Origin of the sequence: Pandoraea commovens, assembly GCF_024704525.1 — a bacterium.
Classification (GTDB): Bacteria; Pseudomonadota; Gammaproteobacteria; order Burkholderiales; family Burkholderiaceae; genus Pandoraea; species Pandoraea commovens.
Genome location: NZ_CP102780.1, coordinates 717868 through 737868, shown reverse-complemented (window position 1 = coordinate 737868; position 20001 = coordinate 717868). Strand labels below are relative to the sequence as shown.

At 63.8% G+C, this 20001-nt stretch carries 17 protein-coding genes; 8 read left to right on the top strand and 9 right to left on the bottom strand.

Annotation, left to right across the window (positions count from 1 at the left end):
• Positions 1-20 precede the first annotated feature (20 nt).
• Positions 21-986, top strand: coding sequence for a non-homologous end joining protein Ku (ku, locus tag NTU39_RS03760; RefSeq protein WP_150665418.1), 966 nt, complete (start codon positions 21-23; stop codon positions 984-986).
• 8 nt (positions 987-994) lie between these two features.
• Complete coding sequence (gene ligD, locus NTU39_RS03755; protein ID WP_257959230.1) at positions 995-3481, top strand: DNA ligase D; 2487 nt, start codon at positions 995-997, stop codon at positions 3479-3481.
• Between the two features lie 197 nt (positions 3482-3678).
• Here the strand turns inward: ligD and NTU39_RS03750 are convergent, their stop codons facing one another.
• Complete coding sequence (locus tag NTU39_RS03750) at positions 3679-4665, bottom strand: AraC family transcriptional regulator (RefSeq protein WP_257959229.1); 987 nt, start codon at positions 4663-4665, stop codon at positions 3679-3681.
• A 404-nt stretch (positions 4666-5069) separates the two neighbouring features.
• On the opposite strand from NTU39_RS03750, the gene NTU39_RS03745 reads away from it, so the two are divergent.
• Positions 5070-6119, top strand: a complete 1050-nt coding sequence (locus tag NTU39_RS03745) for an aldo/keto reductase (protein WP_150665416.1) — start codon at positions 5070-5072, stop codon at positions 6117-6119.
• Positions 6120-6207: 88 nt separating this feature from the next.
• Here NTU39_RS03745 and NTU39_RS03740 read toward each other — a convergent pair whose 3' ends face one another.
• The 6 genes from NTU39_RS03740 to NTU39_RS03715 all read right to left on the bottom strand — a co-directional run bounded on the left by NTU39_RS03740 (position 6208) and on the right by NTU39_RS03715 (position 12720).
• Positions 6208-7335, bottom strand: a complete 1128-nt coding sequence (locus NTU39_RS03740) for a porin (protein WP_257960034.1) — start codon at positions 7333-7335, stop codon at positions 6208-6210.
• Between the two features lie 168 nt (positions 7336-7503).
• Positions 7504-8844 (bottom strand): MFS transporter, encoded by a 1341-nt coding sequence (locus tag NTU39_RS03735; RefSeq protein ID WP_257959228.1) that lies wholly within the window; start codon positions 8842-8844, stop codon positions 7504-7506.
• 100 nt (positions 8845-8944) lie between these two features.
• Entirely contained in the window at positions 8945-9700 is a 756-nt protein-coding gene (locus tag NTU39_RS03730) for a class II aldolase/adducin family protein (RefSeq protein ID WP_257959226.1), read from the bottom strand.
• Between the two features lie 19 nt (positions 9701-9719).
• Complete coding sequence (locus NTU39_RS03725) at positions 9720-10583, bottom strand: VOC family protein (protein ID WP_150665413.1); 864 nt, start codon at positions 10581-10583, stop codon at positions 9720-9722.
• A gap of 211 nt (positions 10584-10794) precedes the next feature.
• Positions 10795-11715, bottom strand: coding sequence for a LysR family transcriptional regulator (locus NTU39_RS03720; protein ID WP_257959225.1), 921 nt, complete (start codon positions 11713-11715; stop codon positions 10795-10797).
• Positions 11716-11820: 105 nt separating this feature from the next.
• Positions 11821-12720 (bottom strand): LysR substrate-binding domain-containing protein, encoded by a 900-nt coding sequence (locus tag NTU39_RS03715; RefSeq protein WP_257959224.1) that lies wholly within the window; start codon positions 12718-12720, stop codon positions 11821-11823.
• Positions 12721-12912: 192 nt separating this feature from the next.
• On the opposite strand from NTU39_RS03715, the gene yfcF reads away from it, so the two are divergent.
• Complete coding sequence (yfcF, locus tag NTU39_RS03710) at positions 12913-13584, top strand: glutathione transferase (protein WP_150665411.1); 672 nt, start codon at positions 12913-12915, stop codon at positions 13582-13584.
• Between the two features lie 55 nt (positions 13585-13639).
• Here the strand turns inward: yfcF and NTU39_RS03705 are convergent, their stop codons facing one another.
• Positions 13640-14011 carry a hypothetical protein gene (locus tag NTU39_RS03705; protein WP_150665410.1) on the bottom strand — a complete coding sequence of 124 codons (372 nt, stop codon included), beginning with the start codon at positions 14009-14011 and terminating at the stop codon, positions 13640-13642.
• Positions 14012-14432: 421 nt separating this feature from the next.
• On the opposite strand from NTU39_RS03705, the gene NTU39_RS03700 reads away from it, so the two are divergent.
• Together NTU39_RS03700 and NTU39_RS03695 are read left to right on the top strand one after the other, a co-directional pair.
• On the top strand, positions 14433-15530 hold the full coding sequence (locus NTU39_RS03700) for a branched-chain amino acid aminotransferase (protein ID WP_150665409.1): 1098 nt from the start codon (positions 14433-14435) through the stop codon (positions 15528-15530).
• A 139-nt stretch (positions 15531-15669) separates the two neighbouring features.
• A complete protein-coding gene (locus NTU39_RS03695) occupies positions 15670-16317 on the top strand; it encodes a YitT family protein (protein ID WP_174984890.1) in 648 nt (215 codons plus the stop codon).
• A 19-nt stretch (positions 16318-16336) separates the two neighbouring features.
• Here the strand turns inward: NTU39_RS03695 and NTU39_RS03690 are convergent, their stop codons facing one another.
• Positions 16337-17260: a LysR family transcriptional regulator gene (locus NTU39_RS03690; RefSeq protein ID WP_039395699.1), complete on the bottom strand. Its 924-nt coding sequence runs from the start codon at positions 17258-17260 to the stop codon at positions 16337-16339.
• Positions 17261-17430: 170 nt separating this feature from the next.
• Between NTU39_RS03690 and NTU39_RS03685 the strand changes: the two genes are divergently transcribed.
• Together NTU39_RS03685 and amaB are read left to right on the top strand one after the other, a co-directional pair.
• Positions 17431-18456 carry a DUF1338 domain-containing protein gene (locus NTU39_RS03685; RefSeq protein ID WP_150665407.1) on the top strand — a complete coding sequence of 342 codons (1026 nt, stop codon included), beginning with the start codon at positions 17431-17433 and terminating at the stop codon, positions 18454-18456.
• 37 nt (positions 18457-18493) lie between these two features.
• Positions 18494-19993, top strand: a complete 1500-nt coding sequence (gene amaB, locus NTU39_RS03680; RefSeq protein ID WP_150665406.1) for an L-piperidine-6-carboxylate dehydrogenase — start codon at positions 18494-18496, stop codon at positions 19991-19993.
• Positions 19994-20001 lie beyond the last annotated feature (8 nt).

The window sequence follows — 20001 nt, the reverse complement described above, 5'->3', positions numbered from 1 at the left end:
ACCCCTCATTGGGAGCATCTATGGCTCGCGCAATCTGGAAGGGTGCCATCAGCTTCGGACTGGTCAACGTACCCGTCACCCTGTTTCCCGCCTCGACGACGCACAAACTCGATCTCGACTGGCTCGACAAGCGCACCATGTCGCCGGTCGGCTACAAGCGTGTGAACAAGGAAAACGGCAAGGAAGTGCCGCGCGACCAGATCGTGCACGGCTACGAGTATGAGAAAGGCAACTACGTCGTGCTCAGCGACGACGAGATCCGCTCGGCCAATCCGACGGCGACGCAGACCGTCGACATTCTGGCGTTCGTCGATGCCACGGACGTTTCCTTCATGTATCTCGACACGCCTTACTACCTCGTGCCCGAGCGTGGCGGCGCAAAGGCCTACGCGCTGCTGCACGCGGCGCTCATCAAGGCGGGCAAGCTCGGCATCGCGCGCGTGGTGATGCACACGCGCGCGCATCTCGCCGTGCTCGCGCCAGCGGGCGACGCGCTCGTACTCGACACGCTGAGATGGCAGGACGAGATGCGCGATCCGGCCGAGGTCGGGCTGACGAAGGAGAAGCTGCAGAAGCTCGCCGCGCCCGGCGAGCGCGAGCTGGATATGGCGATCCGGTTGATCGACGAGATGTCCGGACCGTGGCGTCCCGGCGATTATCACGACACCTTTCAGGACGACCTCAAGGCGCTCATCGACCGCAAGATCGCGTCCGGTCAGACACGCGAGATCGCACAGATCGAAGCGAGCGCGCCGAAGCTGGCAAACAGTGCAAACGTCACCGATCTGATGGCGCTGCTCAAGCAGAGCCTGGGGACGAAGGGCAAGCGCGACGCAGTAACCGTGGATGCGCAGGATGTCGAGGAGAAGCCTGCCAAGGCGCGTAAGTCGGCAAAGGCGTCGGATGGCAAGACGGTTAAGAAGACGGCGGCAAAGAAGGCAACGGCCAAGCGCACCAAGTCGACCAAATCCGGTAAGGCCAAGTGAGCGCGACGATGCCGAGACGCGCCTCAACTAAGCCGACCAACTCGACGAGCGCGAAGCCGGATCGCCGTCGCAAATCCGGCGATCCGCTCGCGGCGTACGACGCAAAACGCGACTTCTCCGCCACACCCGAGCCGCGCGGTAAGCGTTCAGCCCGCAAGCATGCGTTGCGGTATGTCGTCCAACGGCATGACGCCAGCCACCTCCACTACGACTTCCGTCTGGAACTCGACGGCACCCTGCGTTCATGGGCTCTGCCGAAGCAACCGAGTCCGGATGTCAGCCGTCCGCGACTGGCCGTTCAGGTCGAAGACCATCCGCTCGCTTACGCCGACTTCGAAGGCGACATTCCCGCTGGCAACTACGGTGCGGGGCACGTCGACATCTGGGATCGAGGCACCTGGATACCTGACGGCAATGCATCGCGCGATTATGCTCACGGTAAGTTGTCGTTCACATTACAAGGCGAAAGACTCAGCGGTCACTGGACGTTGGTGCGTACCGATAAGCCCGCGCGTCAGCCGCAATGGCTATTGATTCACCGGCATGACGACGGGCATGCATCGGCGCATGCCAAACCGCCGACGTCGAAGCCTGCGACATCACGCAGATCCTCGATCAAGCCGCCCGACGAGGTGCGTCCGATGCTGGCGACGCTAGTCGATCAGGCGCCTTCATCCGAGGGATGGCACGCCGAGTTGAAGCTCGACGGATATCGCGTCCTGATCCGCATCGCGGGCAGCGACATTCGCGTCTTCACGCGCTCGGGTCAGGATTGGACGCACCGATTCCAACCCGCAGTGGCCGCCTTACGCGAACGCGGCCTCCCGAACGCGTGGCTCGATGGCGAGGCCGTCGTCACAAACGAGCGCGGGTTGCCGGACTTTCAGGCGTTGCAACGAGCGTTCGACGAAGACGCCCAGAGCGCCATCGTCATCTACGTCTTCGATCTGCCGTGGTGTAACGGGAAGGATCTGCGCGATGCGCCATTGCATGAGCGTCAGGCGCGACTCGCGAGTATGTTTGAAGGCAAAGAGACGGATGCCGTGCGGGTCCTTCGACCTATCGCGGGCGATCTCGGATCGCTCTGGCACGGCGCATGTGAAGCGGGCCTCGAAGGCATCATGGTCAAGCGCGACGACTCGACCTACGTCGACGGCCGCAGCGACGCATGGCGCAAGCTCAAGTGCTCGCAGCGTCAGGAGTTCGTCGTAGTGGGGTTCACGGAACCCTCCGGCTCTCGACAGGGATTCGGTGCGCTACTGCTCGGCTATTACGACGATGACGGCAAGACGCTGCGCTACGCGGGCAAGGTCGGCACCGGCTTCGATACCGAGGCGCTGCTGCGCATGCGCAAGCAACTCGACGCGATTGAAACGCCGCGCCCTTCGTTGTCCCCTGCACCGCGTCCGGGAGGCCGGGCGCGTGTGCACTGGTTGCGTCCAACGCTGGTCGCCGAAGTACGCTTCGCCGAGTGGACGCGCGACGGTCATGTGCGTCAGGCGTCGTTCCACGCTATGCGTACCGACAAACCGGCGAAGGAGATTCGCCGCGAGACGCGCCGCAGCGGTGCCGTCGACTCATCGAAGGAGATGCCGTCCATGCCGAAATCGTCCGCACTTCCGGTGAAGATCACACACGGCGAACGCGTGATGGACACGCACTCGGGCGTGACGAAAGTCGAGCTAGCCGAGTATTACGCCGCCGTCAGCCAATGGATGCTCCCGCACCTTGCCGACCGGCCGGTCGCTGTGCTGCGCGCGCCGGAAGGTATCGGCGGTGAGATGTTCTTCCAGAAGCATGCGGCGAAGACGATCACCGGCGTGCATGTGCTCGATCCGTCGCTCGATCCGGACCACGAACCGCTGATGCAGATCATTGATACGCGGGGACTCGTCGGGGCCGTGCAGATGGGGTCGGTGGAGTTCCACACGTGGAATGCCCGCAGCGATCTGATCGAGCGTCCCGATCGCGTGATCTTCGATCTGGACCCCGGTAAGGGGGTGACGTTTGCGCAGATCGTGGAAGGCGCGCAACTCATTCGTGGACTGCTGGACGAACTGGGGCTGAAAGCCTTCGTGAAGACGAGCGGCGGCAAAGGGCTGCACGTGGTGACACCATTAGCGAGACGTCACGAATGGGACTTCGCGAAGGGGTTCGCGGAAGCTGTCGCGAAGCATATGGCGCACGTGTTTCCCGACCGGTTCACGGCGACGATGGGACCGAAGCATCGCGTGGGGAAGTGCTTCATCGACTATCTGCGCAACTACCGAGGGGCGACTACCGTGTGCGCATACTCGGCCCGGGCGCGAGAAGGCATGGCGGTATCGATGCCTGTCCATTGGGAGGAATTGTCCGAATTGCCCGGCGCCGACGCCTGGACCGTGCGCAACGCCCTCGATCGCCTCACCGCGTTGAAACAAGACCCGTGGGCGGAGTATGAGAAGGCATCGCAGCAGCGGGTGACGAAGACCATGCTGGATCGGCTTCGTGATTAGGCAGTCCGCCATCGGTATGATCCGATGGCCACATTCAGACACTCCTGACTGCCATGATGAAACCGACCGATTCGAATGCCCACCGTGCGTGGGCTGTTTCCAACATTCGTGAAGCACTTCTCGATCCGCGACCAGCAATACCCAACGAAATCGTCGAACGCCGCTTCGCTATCCGTCGTGAAGCAACTCGGAAACGTCTACCCCCTCGGCGCGCCCACATCCCCATCCTGTAACCACCGGCGCTTATCCCGCAGCGGCGCTTCGCCGAAGACGCGGGCGTATTCCCGGCTGAACTGCGATGCGCTTTCGTAACCCACCGCCTGCGCAGCCGACGACACGGCAACGTCCGCCACGAAGATCAAACGACGCGCTTCCTGCAAGCGCAACTGCTTCTGATATTGCAACGGGCTCATCGCCGTCACCAGCTTGAAGTGGTGATGCAGCGACGACACGCTCATATGCACCTCCTGCGCCAGCGATTCCACGCGCAACGGCTCTGCATAATGGTCGCGCAACCACCGCACCGCGTTCGCGATCCGGTTCATCTGGCTGTCCTGCATCACCATCTGACGCAACAACACCCCCTGCCCGTTCATCAACAACCGGTAGATGATCTCGCGCTTGATCATCGGCGCAAGAATCGGAATATCGCGCGGGGCGTCGAGCAGACGCAGCAGACGCAACACCGCGTCCAGCAACGCAGCATCAAGCCGATTGACGTACAACCCGCGCCCGCAGGGCGACGGCGCTGGTGGCGGCAGATGCTCGTCGCCGATCAGCGAGGTGACGTCTTCCGCCACCAGATTCAGCCGCATGCCCAGATAAGGCGACTGCTCGCTCGCGCCGGACACCTGCGCCACCACCGGCAAGTGCACGGACGACACCATGTAATGCATCGGGTCGTACGCGTAGTTCGCTTCGCCGATCTGCAAACGCTTCTCCCCCTGCGCGATCACGGCGAAGGCAGGTTGCTGCAACGCAGGCTTTGGCCCGCCCGGATGCAAGATGCGATGCACCATCAAACCGTCCACCGCCGTGGGTGCTGTGCCTTCCAACCCATGCGTCGCACGTTCGAGCAGATGCACCAGCTCCGTGCGAGCGGCGTGCGACGGATCGTTGGCGTGACCTTCCTGCGATGGCGCGTCTTGATGCGACGCAGGTGGCGATGTTTTGACGAGATGCATGGCAAGTCCTCGAATCAGGCTGGCCGTCTTCGACATCCCCGGCCGCAATGAATCGAAGCATACGCCTGTCATAAAAAATTGCCTGATCCTCTGGAAGCACATCCACACGATCAGGCATGAATTCCGGAGAATCCGGCAAGATTCGATCTGTACCGGCGATCATCCGACGACAAACCAAGACAGTACCCTGTCACCTTACTGCCATGTTCAACAACGCTTTGCCGCCAAATGACGCGCCGAACGGCTCCCACCATCGCACTCGATTGCAGAATCAGGCAGGAAATGTGCAGGAACAGGTACTGCTTGCCTGATGCCCCGCGACGCATAATGCATCCCATCCCGTGCACACCGTCCCCCTCACCGACGGCCACCTGCGACGGGCAGCTACTCAACGGAGCGATGCAATGCGACAACGGAAACTCGGCAACACCGGCCTCTTCGTCTCGGAACTGTGCCTCGGCACGATGACCTTCGGCGGACAGGGCGACCTGTGGAGCAAGATCGGCCAATTGCAGCAGAACGATGTCGACGCGCTCGTCGGTCGCGCGCTCGATGCGGGCATCAACTTCATCGACACCGCCGACGTCTATTCGGAAGGCCAGTCGGAGATGCTCACCGGACAAGCCCTGCGCAACCTCAATGTGCCGCGTGACAGCGTGGTCGTCGCCACGAAGGTCTTCGGGGTCACCGGCGCACAGGGCAGTAACTCGCGCGGCCTGTCGCGCTATCACATCATGGATGGCGTCAAGGCCAGCCTCAAGCGCATGCAACTCGATCACATCGATCTGTATCAGGTGCACGGCTTCGACCCGGTCACGCCCATCGAAGAGACGCTCAGCGCGCTCGACACGCTGGTGCGTCAGGGCCACGTGCGCTACATCGGTGTTTCGAACTGGGCCGCGTGGCAAATCGCTAAGGCGCAAGGCATCTCGGCACGCCTGAATCTCGCGAGCTTCGCGTCACTTCAGGCGTATTACACCGTCGCCGGGCGCGATCTGGAACGCGACATCGTCCCGATGCTGCGCAGCGAGAACGTCGGCCTGATGGTGTGGAGCCCGCTGGCAGGCGGCTTGCTCTCAGGCAAATACACGCGTGACGGCCAGACGGAAGACGGCGCACGCCGCCAGAGCTTCGACTTCCCGCCGGTGAATGTCGAGCGTGCTTACGACGTGATCGACGTGATGCGCGGCATCGCCACTGAAAAGGGCGTGTCGGTCGCGCAGATCGCACTCGCCTGGTTGCTCGCGCAGCCGGTCGTCTCGACGGTCATCATCGGGGCCAAGCGCGCGGATCAGCTCGACGACAACATCGCCGCCACGCGCGTCACGCTGAACGAACGCGAACTGTCGGCGATCAACGCCGCGAGCGCGCTGCCCAGCGAGTACCCGGGCTGGATGCTCTCGCGTCAGGGCGACCCACGTCGCGCGCAACTCGCCGAGGCTGGCTTGCTGTAATCGATCGACACCGAACGTCTACCGCGTTCGGAATGAGAAACGGCGCCCTGCGAACACAGTCCGCCGTTTTTTTCATGCGATCAGAAGATCAGAACGTATGCCGCATGCCGACGTTCACGCCCAACTGGCTCGCGCCCGCTGCGGGCGATCCCCCTGCTCCGCCCGAACTGACCGAGTAAGCCGCATGCTCGCTGTTGCCCAACCAGGCGACCTGCGTATACACCGCCGTGCGCTTCGACAGGAAATACGTACCGCGCAACGTGGCCATCGTCGCCCGCGCGTTCTGACGGGCGTTCAACATGCGGAAGACTTCGCCGTCGACGGCAAATGCCGGGGAGAACTGATACAGCGCCCCGATGTAGAACATGTCGGAATTCACGTCGGCGACGGCGGCCGACGCGGTCTGCACGCGACGTCCCAGCCACCCCGCGCCCGCCTTCCAGTTGCCGCCTTTCACATAGCCGTTCAATTGCCAACGGGTGTCCTTGTCCGACGAACTGGTCAGCGGCACCGCCGCCGCGCCGTTGAAGAAGCTCGCAGCTGCGCCCGCACCGCCGCGTTGCTCGTCCCATGCCCCGGCCACCCCAAACCACGCCGTGTCGTACTTCAGCATCGCGGAGACCTGACGGCAAGCCGTCATCTGTCCCGGCGTCTGACCGGCACAGGTGCCTTGTCCGGGCGAGTTGCCGGTGCCGCCGCTGTCGCGTCCGAACGAGTAGGTCGCGCCGACGGTAAGTCCGCTGAACACCCCCTTGTAGGCGACGGTGTTGTCGCTGCGCGCATTTGGGATGTAGTTATCGAGCGAGCCGCTGCCGTACAGGTCCGGACCGAGAATGTCGGCATCGTTCATCACCCAGAACGTCATCGAATACTGACGCCCAAACGACAGCGTGCCGTATTGATTCGACAACCCGACCCACGCCTGACGCCCGAACAACCGTCCGCCCTGATTCAGATCGCCCGCGCGCACGTTGAAGCCGTTCTCCAGCATGAACAGCGCGTGCAGACCGCCGCCAAGGTCTTCGTCCCCGCGCAGGCCCCAACGCGACGGCAACGAACCCGTGTTGGCTGGCATGCGTACGAGCGAACTGTTGTTGGGCCCGGCGTGCGAGATGTATTCGATGCCGGTGTCGAGAATGCCGTAGAGCGCCACGCTCTGGGCCGAAGCGGAAGTGGTGGCCAATGCGAGGCCGGCAGCCAGCGCGAGCGCAGGCAGTCCCTTGTGGATCACGGTGATGTCTCCATGGATACGTGTGGTGGCCTGACCTGTGCCGGTCAGTTGCAGCGCCGCCGCATCGCCGTCGGGGGACGTGCGCTTGCGGCGGGTACTTCGCAGACGCACGCCGGAGGTTCGGCGTGCATCCGTTGAGTGCTCAGGCGAGGATCAGACGGTGCCCGGTGCAGGCTGCGTCGCCGATGCAGCGAGCGAACCGCCACGCCCCACGCGACGACGCATTACCAGCATGAGCGCCGCCGCAAGAAACGCCGGAATCGCGACGATCTGGAACGCCTGCGCCGTGCTCGACGCCGAGGCGATCAGCACACCGCCCAGGCTCGAACCGAGGATCGAGCCGAGACGGCCGACGCCCAGCGCCCAAGCCACGCCCGTCGCACGGGAAGCAGTCGGGTAGTACGCCGCCGTCAGGGCGTTCGCGCCGGTCTGCGATCCCGCAATGCCGAAGCCCGCGAGGAACACGACGAACATCAGCCAGCCCGACTGGTGCGTCACCGCACCCAGCACGCCCAGCGCGATACCGGCCATCACATACGAAGCCGCCAACACGCGATACGGACTCGTGCGGTCCATCGCGAAGCCGATCATCACTGCGCCGACGGTGCCGCCGAGCGGCAACATTGCACCGATGCGCGCCGCTTCCGCGAGCGTGTAACCGGAATCCTTCACGACCAACGGCAGCCAGCTCGTGAGCAGATAGAACGCACACAGCGTGCAGAAGTACGTCGCCCAGAGCAGCAGCGTGCCCATGATGTAACGACGCGTGAACAGGCCGCCCACCGCCGAATTCGTCTGCCCGGCAGGCGTCACCTCCGGGTCGATGCGCGTGACTTGCGGGTCGATGTGACGGGCGATTTCCAGCAGCTGATCGGCACGGTCGCCGCGCGCCGCGAGGTAGCGCATCGACTCCGGCAACCAGCGCATGAGCACCGGCACGAAGGCGATCGGCACCACGCCGCCCGCGATCAACACGCCGCGCCAGCCGATGTGCGGCAGCGTCTGTGCGACGATTTCACCGCCGATGGCGAAGCCCAGCGTGAAGCCGCAGAAGGTGGCCGTCACGAGCAGCGAGCGCATGCGCTCGGCGCAATACTCGGAACTGAGCGTGATGGCGTTGGGCATCGCGCCGCCCAGACCAATGCCGGTGATGAAGCGCAGCACAGCCAGCTCCGTCGGGCTATGCACGTAAGCCGAGGCGATGCTGCCGAGCGAGAACATAATGACGGAGAGGATCAGCACGCGCTTGCGGCCGATGCGGTCGGCGAGCGGCCCGAACACGAAGCAGCCGAGCATCAGGCCACCGAGGCCCGCGCCGAACACAGCGCCGAGGCTGGTCGTCGCCATCGCCCATTCGCTGCGGATGGCCGGTGCGAGGTAGCCGATGGCCGCCGTGTCGAAGCCGTCCAGTGTGACGATCAGAAAGCACAGGGCAATCACGCGCCATTGAAATGGCGTGATGCCTCTGCGGTTCATCAAAGCGGATATTTCCATGTCTGTCTCCTGTGCGGTAACTACCGCGAGAGCTGCGGGCCGTGGCGTCTGTCGACGACGCTCTGTGCAGGGGGCACGCAGCCGGTTGGGGGCGATTACATCAAGAACGGTGGTGTGAAGAAGATGAAGACGGGCGCGCGAGAGCGTCGGGCAACTCCGGGTCGCCCGCCGACAGGTACTCCCACATGCGCTCGATGATCCGGCCCGAGCGCGTGGCGCGCGCACGGCATTCGTCGTCGTTCAGCACGGCTGCGGGCAGCGACGCTTCGAGCGCGAGCACGTCGAGATCCACGCGCGCGGCGTCTTCGAGGTACCACGTGAGCGCGACCATCGCTTCGAGCGAGTCGGCGGCAACGACAGCGCCGTTGCCGCGCATGACGACGGCAGCATTCGTGCCCATCGTGGCGATCACGGCGGCAGCCTGTTCGTCGGAGCGAATCAGTTGCGGGTCGTCCCAAAGCGGCACGCCGGGTGCGAAGTAAGTGCCCGGCCCGTGCAGCGCGCGCGGCGTGCGGCGAAGCGTTGAGAGCGACATGGTCCTGGGCGGCATGGTGCGCGCAACTGCACCGATGTCAGGACGCGAGCGATAGATCTTTTGATGCAGACGGACTTCGCCGAGCACGCCGTCGGGCAGCGGGCCGTCGATCGGCACCACAGTGCCCGTCTCGCCGATGCCGATGAGTCCCATCGGACGTGCGGCGCAGACGACGAAGCGATCCGCATCGATACGCGCACTGCAATGCCCGTACGCATGCGCCAGCCCGGCGCGTGCCAGCGTGCGCGCCGCCACCCGCACCGCGCGATCGATGTCGGCAATGCCACCGTGACGGGCGGCATCGAACGTAACTTGTGTCATGGGGATACCCGCCAGCAGGTCAGGACGAAAACTCAGGGATCTCGGGCTTCGCGCCCCACATGCAGAATCCGGTCGGATCGAACGGGAACTGACGCGGCACGTATGTGGCTTCGTCCTCCGGCGCGATCTTACGCACGCCCGTGGAGTACTCGTAGACCATGCCGTCCGGCCCCGCGAAGTACAGGAACATCGCGTGCGACGTCGGGTGTCGCCCCGGACCGAAGCGAATCGGCACGCCCTGCTCGCGCAGGAAGTACCACGAGCGCATCAGGTCGTCGATGCCGTTCACCTGAAAGTTCACATGCTGAATGCCCGCACGCCTGGCCGGGAACAGTGCGATCTTGTGATGGACGTCGTCGATGCGAAGCAGCGGCGCGTCGCCGATACGGTCCGACACACGGGCGTTGCACACGCTGGTCCAGAAGGCTTCGTCGCGACGTGCGTCCGTCGTGCACAAACCCACGTGGCTGAACGAATCGATACCCGCGTCGCGCTCGCCGTGATAACCGCGTCCGGTCTGCGCCGCGCGCAGCACCAGTTCGATCTGGTTGCCGGTGGGATCGCGGAACGTGAGGAAATCGGCCACGCGGCGCAGGTCGGCCTCGTCGCGCGTCCCGCGTCGAAACTCGATGTGCATGGCGTCGAGTTGTGCTGCTGCGGCGTCGAAATGCGCATCGCTCGCGACGTCGAACGCCACCGTATGGTCGGCAGGGTCGCCCTCGAAGTAGCACACCGAATGATCGCGGCTGTCGCTGCGAAGGAATACGAAGCCGGCTTCCCGACGCACTTCCTGCAACCCGAGAATGGTGCGCGCATAGCGTGTCGCACCTTCAAGGTCGCGCGTCCCCAGCCGCACGTAACGAATGTCGTGCAGATTGATCACCGCTTGTCTCCTGCGGATATTGTTCGTGTCCCGGACCTGCGTCCGGTGACTTCAATGTCGTGAGGGATACGATAAGGACCGGCGTCGCATGACGCCAACAAATTGCGTAAATGCGCGGTATTTACGTCGTGAATTGGGGGTGCAGCATGCGGGCGCGACGCTGCCTCGCATGCATGCGCAGCGAGTGTGTGTCGTCAGACGGGAGGACGGATCAGTCTTCGCCGTGGAACAGGCGGAAGATCGTGCTGCGCAGCCAGCGATGGCCAGCGTCGGTGTGAAAGCGCTCGTGCCAGAGTTGCGAGATGTCGAACTCGGGGCCGTCAAACGGCAGCGCGTAAGTGCGCAGGTCGGCGGCCGCCTTGAGGGCGCGCCCCAGACGCGTCGGCACGCACACCACCAGATCGCTCGCTGCGATCAGCGCCGAGAGTCCCATCGAGTGCGCCACGCGCAGCGCCACGTGACGCTGCTGCCCCGACTGCGCAAACCAATGCTCGACGGCGGTCTCGAACACGTCGTGATGACCGGCCGTCGGGCGGTAGACGGCGTGCGCCGCGTGAAGGAACGTCTCGGCCGTGAGCTCGCCGCGAATCGTCGGATGCCCTTCGCGCACGAGGGCCACATAGTGCTCGCGAAACAGGCGCTGCTGATGGAAGCCGGACGAGAAACGTGTGAACAGGCCGAGCGTGAGATCGATGTCGCCCATCGCCATCGCGTTCTGCGCTTCGCGCGGGGTCGTGTCGACCGTGACGATGCGAACGCCGGGCGCTTCGACGGCGAGCGTAGCCATGAGCTTCGGCATGAAGATCAGTTGGCCGATGTCGCTGAGGTAAAGACGGAACGTGCGCTGCGCATTTGCCGGGACGAAGTCCTGCGGCGCTTCGACGGCACCACGAATCAGGCCGAGTCCCTCAGTGACCGGCGGCGCCAGCGATGCGGCGAGATCGGTCGGCAGCATGCCTTGCGGTGTTTTGACGAACAACGGGTCGCCGAAGGCGAGCCGCAGACGCTTGAGCGCATTGCTCACCGCCGATTGCGTGAGGTTCAGTTCCTCGGCCGTGACCGTCGTGCTGCGCGTGCGCAGCAGCGACTCGAACACGAGCAACAGATTCAGATCGAGCGAGCGTAAGTTCATCTCTGCCAGGCAGTCCTGCAAGAAGCGTCCCGCATTTTAGGCAACCCGCAGCAGCGCGCGCAGTGCGGGAAACCCCTGCGCCGCGCACGGCCGCGTTCATGGTATTTACGTGCGCGCATCCTCGCGCGCCAGCGCGTGCAGACGCGCGATCACTTCCAGCACTTCCGGACGCTTCTCGCGCTTGGCCGTCACCACGTGGTATTGCAACGGACAGACGACTTCGGCGTCCGACAGTCGCACGAGACGGCTGCGCGCCATCCACTCGCTGGCCAAAGGCGCACGGGCAAGCGCAATACCCAGCCCCGCTTCAGCCGCCGCAAGCACCACCGTGTAATCCTCGAATCGGCGATCACGCGCACGCGGTCGCAGCGACACGCCGTGCGCACCACACCACGCGCGCCAGCCCGTGAGATCGGAGTCGTGCAGCAAGGGCATCGCCAACATCTCGGACACACTCGCGCCCTTCAGACGCTGCGCAATCTCGGGCGAGGCCACCGGGTACAGCGTCTCACCCATCAACGGTTCCGAATCGACGCTCGCCCACCCGCCACGACCGTAACGCAAGGCGATGTCCACTTCGCCCGCGCCCACGTCGGCGTTGCGATGCTCGGTCGTCACATGAATGTCGATGAACGGCTTGCCCGCTTCGAGCGATTGCAGGCGCTCAAGCAGCCACAGCTTGGCGAACGACGGCACCACGCTCAGGCGCACTGCCGGGGCCTTGCGCGCCTGATGCCACTGATCGGCAGCCGCGTCGATCACGTCGAAGGCATGTTCGATGCGGCCCAGAAAGCGCTGACCGTCGCACGTCAGGCTCACCCCTCGCCCGTGACGCTCGAACAACGCACAGCCGAGCCAGTTTTCAACGGCCCCCACCCGGCGGCTGATGGCCCCGTGCGTGAGGCCGCTCGCTTCGGCGGCCGCCGTGAACGAGCCGTGACGGGCGACGAGACAGACGGTTTCCAGATTCGCCAGCGGCGGACGGGCGCGAGGTTCGGCGTTCATGGTTCGGGGGATATCGAGTTGGCGTGCGGGTGAATATTGGGGACAGATAAGTGCGCGAAAGTGCGCGGCAAGCTGTGAGTCTGGCTCACAGCTTGCCAGCGATTTGTGCAGTAGCTTATCACCACGAACGTACGGCAACATAAGCGTCTGCGGGCAATTTCGCCCCGCGCACATTCCCTTCAGGAGCCCATCGTGTCAGCCGCAGCCCCCGCCTCTTTCACGCTATACGTCGACGCCCAGTTCACCAGCCCTTACGCGCTGTCGGTTTTCGTCACGCTGCGCGAGAAAGGTATTCCGTTCGATCTGCGCACCGTCGATCTCGATCAGGGCGCGCATCACGAAAGCGGCTTTGCCGACCTGTCGATCACGCGTCGCGTGCCGACGCTCGTGCATGGCGATTTCACGTTGTCCGAATCGTCCGCCATCGTGGAATATCTGGAAACGATCTCCCCCGACGTGCCGGTGTATCCGGCCGACGTTCGCGACCGTGCGCGTGCCCGGCAGGTACAGGCATGGCTGCGTAGCGATCTCGGTGCGCTGCGCGAGGATCGTTCGACGCAGGTGATCTTCTACGGCCCGTCCGATGCGCCGCTGACCGACGCGGGCTACGCCGCGGCAAGCAAGCTGATCGCCATCGCCGAGAGCCTGCTGCCCGACGCACGCATGTCGCTGTTCGACAAGTGGTGCATTGCCGACGTCGACCTCGCGGTCATGCTCAATCGTCTGGTCTATAACGACGACGTTGTGCCGCCCGCATTGGCCGAATTCGCGCGCCGTCAGTTCCTGCGCCCGGCGGTGCAGGAGTGGATTGCGATGACGCGTCCGCCGCGCCAATGCGATCTGGTGGACGGGAAGGCTGCCTGATCGGTACTGATGCGGGTACTGATGCGCCTTGACGGTTGAGGCATCCGCTTCGCCGTCAGGCGGCAACCATCGCCAGTTGCTGGCGGTGGATGCGGATATGCAGCAGCACGAGCAGACGGTGCGGGCAGTCGTCGCGCAAGGCGACGCTGTCTGTGCCGCGCGGACCCTCAGCACGTTCAACGCCATCGAACCTGACATGCCGACTGGCGAGCGCCGCCTGAAACGCGGCCGACGCCAGCGAGCGCGACGCCAGTAACAGCAGCAATAAAGACGCCGCCATCGCAATACGAAAATCTGCCGAGGTGAAGATACGCTCGGGCACATCGAAGACGAGCATGGCAATGACCACGCAGACGTCGATGCACACAGCGCCCAGCGAGGCCACGATCAGATACGCGCGCAACATTCGAATCGTTGTCGACTTCATCTGTCTCCTCTCCCTGTTTGATCTACGGGCGGAACGTCTGCGAATGCTGCAGCCCCGCTGTTGAACAGTGCGCGCTTCGCTTGTGGGGACGTTCCCGACATCATGCGCCTTCGATATTAAATGTCGAGTGTCAGCCGCCCTGTGACCTGAAATGTTTTTTTACACACTGTTACCCCGCGACGCAGTGGTTTCGTGGCAGACGTGCGCCCACGCAACTTTCGGAAAATCACGCATTTTTCTTGCGAAAATCGTCCAAATTCCGATATTTTTCGGCGCAATATTGCCCAGAACCCCGTCGTGACGGGAGAAGCGGTGAATTCAGTCGACAGGCGGGCCCCGAAAGGAGGAAAATACTCACCTTGCCGTTTACGTTAACGGCACTGTCGACTAAAGCCACCTCTGCCGAGACATTTGAAGAAACATGAGCGCCGATAACCAACTGCGTTTTGTCGTGGAGCCGCACGCCAACCCCACCCCCGCCGACCAGATCACCGCCGCGCTGGCGAACCCGGTATTCGGCCGCGTATTCACGGATCACATGGTCACGATCCGCTGGACCGAAGGTAAGGGCTGGCATGACGCGAAGGTGGAAGCCCGCCGCCCGTTCCAGATCGATCCGGCGTGCGCCGTGCTGCACTATGCACAGGAAATCTTCGAAGGCATGAAGGCCTATCGCGGTGAAGACGGCAAGATCTCGCTGTTCCGCCCCCAAGCCAACGCCAAGCGTTTCCGCGAGTCGGCCCAGCGCATGTCGATGGCCGATCTGCCGGAAGCCGTCTTCCTCGAAGCCGTGGAAAAGCTGGTCGACATCGACCGTGCATGGATCCCGGGCTCGGAAGGCAGCAGCCTCTACATCCGTCCGTTCATGTTCGCCTCGGAAAGCTTCCTGGGCGTGCGCGCCGCGCATGAATACATCTTCTGCGTGATCGCCTGCCCGGTCGGCCCGTACTTCAAGCCCGGCAAATCGGCCGTGACGGTGTGGGTCTCGGACCAGTACACCCGTGCAGCTCCCGGGGGTACGGGTGCTGCGAAGTGCGGCGGCAACTACGCCGCCAGCCTGATTGCGCAAACGGAAGCGAGCGCCAAGGGCTGCGATCAGGTCGTGTTCCTCGACGCCGCACAACATCGCTGGATCGAAGAACTCGGCGGTATGAACGTCTTCTTCGTGATGGACGACGGCTCGCTCCAGACGCCGCCGCTCTCGGGCACGATCCTGCCGGGCATTACCCGCGCGTCGATCATCGAACTGGCACGCCGCGAAGGCATGACGGTCAATGAGACGCCGTACGAATTCGCACAGTGGCAGGCCGATGCGGCCAGCGGTCGTGTGAAGGAAACGTTTGCGTGCGGTACGGCTGCGGTCGTGACGGCCATCGGTCAGGTGCGCCACGCCAACGGCGAATTCAACATCGCCGACGGCGGCGAAGGCCCGGTCACCAAGCGTATTCGCGATCAGCTCACGGGTATTCAGCGTGGCAAGGTCGCCGATCCGTTCAAATGGGTCCACCACGTCGCGTAATCGCGCGTTAATACCGTATCTACATAACAAGCTGTGAAGCTGCGCGTCGCCCGAGACAGCGACGCGGGAAATCTTCGGCGGCGCGTTCCGGCATCAGGAGAGCCGGGCGCGCCGTCTTGTCGTTCCTGAATTACTGATCATGAAACACGATACGGGCGCTGTATCCGGCGCTATTGCGGCAACCGACACAATCGGTGTGCCGCACTCCGTGCTCGAAGACATCTATGCGATGGTCATCGGCATGGCATTTGTGGTGGTCGGTCTGGTGCTGCTCAAGGCTGCCGGGTTGGTTACCGGTGGCGTGGCTGGCATCGCACTGCTCGCCTCTTACGTCTTTCCGCTACCGGTGGGCACCATCTTTACGCTGGTGAACATTCCGTTCTTCCTGTTCGCGTACTTCACGATGGGCGCGCGCTTCGCGCTCAAATCCACGGTCGCGAGCTTCGGCATTACCTTCGCCCTCGCGGCCATGCCGCAGACGTTCGACATCGCCTTCGTCAATCCGCTGTTCGCCGCGTTCGTCGGCGGCACGCTGTGCGGCATGGGCATTCTGGCGTTGGCGCGTCACGGGGCGGGCGTCGGTGGCACCGGCATCGTCACGCTGTGGCTGCAACGCAAGCGCGGCATCAATGCCGGTATCACGCAGGTGTGCATCGACACGACAATACTGATCGCGTCGCTCGCCACAATTCCGGCAGGACGCGTCGCCTGGTCCGCTATCTCGGCTATCGCCATGAGTGCGATGGTCGTTGCGTGGCACAAGCCGGGACGTTACACGGGACGCTGATCGATCGCGTCGTCCACCATCAGGCGGGGCGATAGTCCGGACGGTACGTCGGTCGATACGCTTTCGCCTGATCGAGCAGCCACTCGCGGAAAACGCTGAGTGGCTGCCCGTGCGTCAGTTCCGTCGGGTAGACGAGGTAGTAGGCCGACTCGGCCACGCTCTTCACGTCGAACGGAATCGTGAGACCGAGCGTCGCCAGCTGTCCTTCGACGAAGAACTTCGGCACCAGCGCAATCCCCAACCCCGCCGCCGCGCCCGCAATGAGCATGGTGTGAAGCTCGTAGCGCACGCCCTGCAACGCCCGGTGGTCCTCGACGCGCTGCTCTGCAAACCACTGCGACCAGGCGCTCGGACGCGTTGTCGAGTGCAGCAACGGATACGTCAGCAAATCCGCCGCGGTGCGCACCGGTCCCTTCAGGATCGACGGACGGCACACCGGCACCACTTCTTCCCCAAACAGATAGTCCGACGACGTGCCCGGCCATGTCGGCTGGCCGAAGTGAATCGCCGCCTCGAAGTGCGTCTCGTCGAACGTAAAGAGGTCGGTGTGCACGCCCATGTTCACGCGAACGTCGGGATGCCGGTCGTCGAAGTCTTTCATTCTTGGAATCAACCACTCTGACGCGAACGTGGGCAACACCGCCAGTTCCAGCGAGCCGCCGCCGCTGCCGTGGGCCATGATGGACAGGGTGTCGCGATCCAGTTGTTCGAGCGTACGGCGCACCTGCGTGCCATAAAGCCGCCCAGCGCGGGTGAGCACCACGCGCTGCTTGGCACGTACGAACAGCCGCACGCCCAACTGCGTCTCCAGCGTGGCGATCTGACGCGACACCGCGCTCTCGGTCAAAAACAGCTCGCGGGCCGCATGGGTAAAGCTTTCGTGCCGGGCGGCCGCCTCGAACGCGAGCAGCGCCGCCGTGCCGGGGGTCTTGAATTTGCGCATGTTGATTCGAAAAACGCATCAAGTGGCAATTTTATCTCGCTTTACGCGAGACGCATCCATTCCAATAATGCAGTCACTGCAAGAAGGCATGACGGTGCGCCGCATGCCATGCCCTGACACCTTCACCCTGTGATGCCGCACGAGACGGCGTCCCCCTGCGAGACAACCTGATGCGCAACGCCAACGTGCAGTCCTTGCTGGTTTCCCTGATCGGGGAGGCGCGTACCGACGCGCTTTTCGCCACGCTCAATTCGCCGTCGATCCTTTCAGACTTCGAGCCGGGGCGCGTCACGCGCGCCGAACTGGCGCAAGCCATGAACATGGCGCTCTTCGAAGGGCTGCTCGCGCGCTCGCAAAACGGCCGCACCTATACCGAGGAGGCGATTGCCGCCGGGGGCGGCGTCTACTTCGACCACGGTGCGCTGCGCACCGTGCGCTGGGACCAGAACGGTGCCCTGCCGCCGGGCGAAGCGGCGTTCACGCGTATTCTGCGTCCGCTGGGTTTCAAGCTGAACGGCCGCTATCCGCTGGATCGCCTCGGCATGACGGGCCGCGCCTACGCGCATGAAGATGCCCCCGAAGAAATTTCGCAATTCTTCGTGAGCGAACTGCATCCCGAGCGTTTCTCGGAGACGTTCCAGCAAGCCGTGTCGCGCGTCGTCGGCACCTCGAAAGACCCGCTCACGCCGGCGGCCGTCGGACATCTGTGGGAACTGGAGCGCGACGGCACGTTGCCGCTGGAGAGCGCGCAGGCGCTACTGCCGGTGATCGTGGGCGCGTTTGCCCGTCAGCACGACGTGCCGAGCGAAGCCGACTACGAACTGTTGCTGGCAGAATCGGCCGAAATGGCGTGGATTTCCACCGAAGGCAATGCGTTCAACCACGCCACCGACCGCGTAGAAGATGTGTTCGCGCTGTCGGACGCCGAGAAGGCCAAGGGCCGCCCGATGAAGCCCGAAGTCGAGCGCTCGCGCTCGGGTCGTGTGTTCCAGACGGCCTATCGCGCCGACACCGTGCGTCGCGAGTTCCGTGGCAAGAACGGTGAAACGCTCACCCGCGACGTGCCGGGCTCGTTCTACGAATTCATCACGCGTCACCGCGAGTACGACACCGCCAATCGCTGCTGGAAAATCGATCTTCGTTTCGATGCCGGTAACGCGCAGGGCATTTTCAAGATGACGGCCAACGCCAAGTAATCAACGAATCAACGCTGAATTCCATAAGGGTATTAACGTGAACGCGACCTCCATCCTCAACGAACTGGGTATTGCCAAACTGGCCGAAGCGGGCGACATCGCCGTGCACTCGCCGATCAACGGCGAACTGATCGGCCGCGTGGCCAGCGCGTCGGTCGTCGACGCACAAGCCGCCCTCGCTCGCGCACACAAGGCGTTCACCGCATGGCGCAATGTACCCGCCCCGCGTCGCGGCGAGCTGGTGCGTCTGCTCGGCGAAAAGCTGCGCGAGCGCAAGCAGGCACTGGGCGCGCTCGTCACGCTCGAAGCGGGCAAGATCCTGCAAGAAGGTCTGGGTGAAGTGCAGGAAATGATCGACATTTGCGACTTCGCGGTCGGCCTGTCGCGTCAACTCTACGGCCTGACGATCGCCTCGGAGCGCCCCGGCCACCGCATGGCCGAGACGTGGCACCCGATGGGCGTCTGCACCGTCATCTCCGCCTTCAACTTCCCGGTCGCCGTGTGGTCGTGGAACGCTGCGCTGGCGCTGGTGTGCGGCAACGCCGTCGTGTGGAAGCCGTCGGAAAAGACGCCGCTGACCGCGCTGGCCGTCAACAAACTGATGGAAGAAGTGATTGCCGAATTCGGCGACGCACCGGAAGGCCTGACCGCGCTGATCATCGGCGGTCGCGACGTCGGTGAAGCGCTCGTCGCAGATCCGCGCTCGGCCATCGTGAGCGCCACGGGCAGTACCGAAATGGGTCGCAAGGTCGGCGTGGAAGTCGCTCGCCGCTTTGGCCGTTCGATTCTCGAACTCGGCGGCAACAACGCCGGTATCGTGACCGAAAGCGCCAACCCGGAACTGGCCCTGCGCGGCATTCTGTTCTCGGCGGTGGGCACTGCCGGTCAGCGTTGCACCACGCTGCGTCGCCTGTTCGTGCATGAGAGCGTGTACGACAAGACCGTCGATCGTCTGAAGACGCTGTACGGCAAGGTCGCCATCGGCAACCCGCTGGAGCGCGGCACGCTGATGGGCCCGCTGATCGACGAAGGCGCGTTCAAGCGCATGCAAAGCGCACTCGATCAGGCACGCGCACAAGGCGGCAAGGTGACGGGCGGTGAGCGTCACGCGGTGGCGGGCAACGAAGGCGGCTTCTACGTGAAACCGGCCATCGTCGAAATGCCGTCGCAAACGGAAGTCGTGCTGACGGAAACGTTCGCGCCGATTCTCTACGTGCTCAAGTACAGCGACTTCAACGAAGCCATCGACGCTAACAACGCGTCGTCGCATGGCCTGTCGTCGTGCGTGTTCACGAACGACCTGCGCGAAGCCGAGCGCTTCACATCGTCGGCCGGTAGCGACTGCGGTATCGCCAACGTCAACATCGGACCGAGCGGCGCAGAAATCGGCGGCGCGTTCGGCGGCGAGAAGGAAACCGGCGGTGGCCGTGAGTCAGGTTCGGATGCATGGAAGGGTTATATGCGCCGCGCCACGAACACGGTGAACTACTCGTCCGCCCTGCCGCTCGCGCAAGGCATCGACTTCTCGATCGAGTGAAGTCGCGG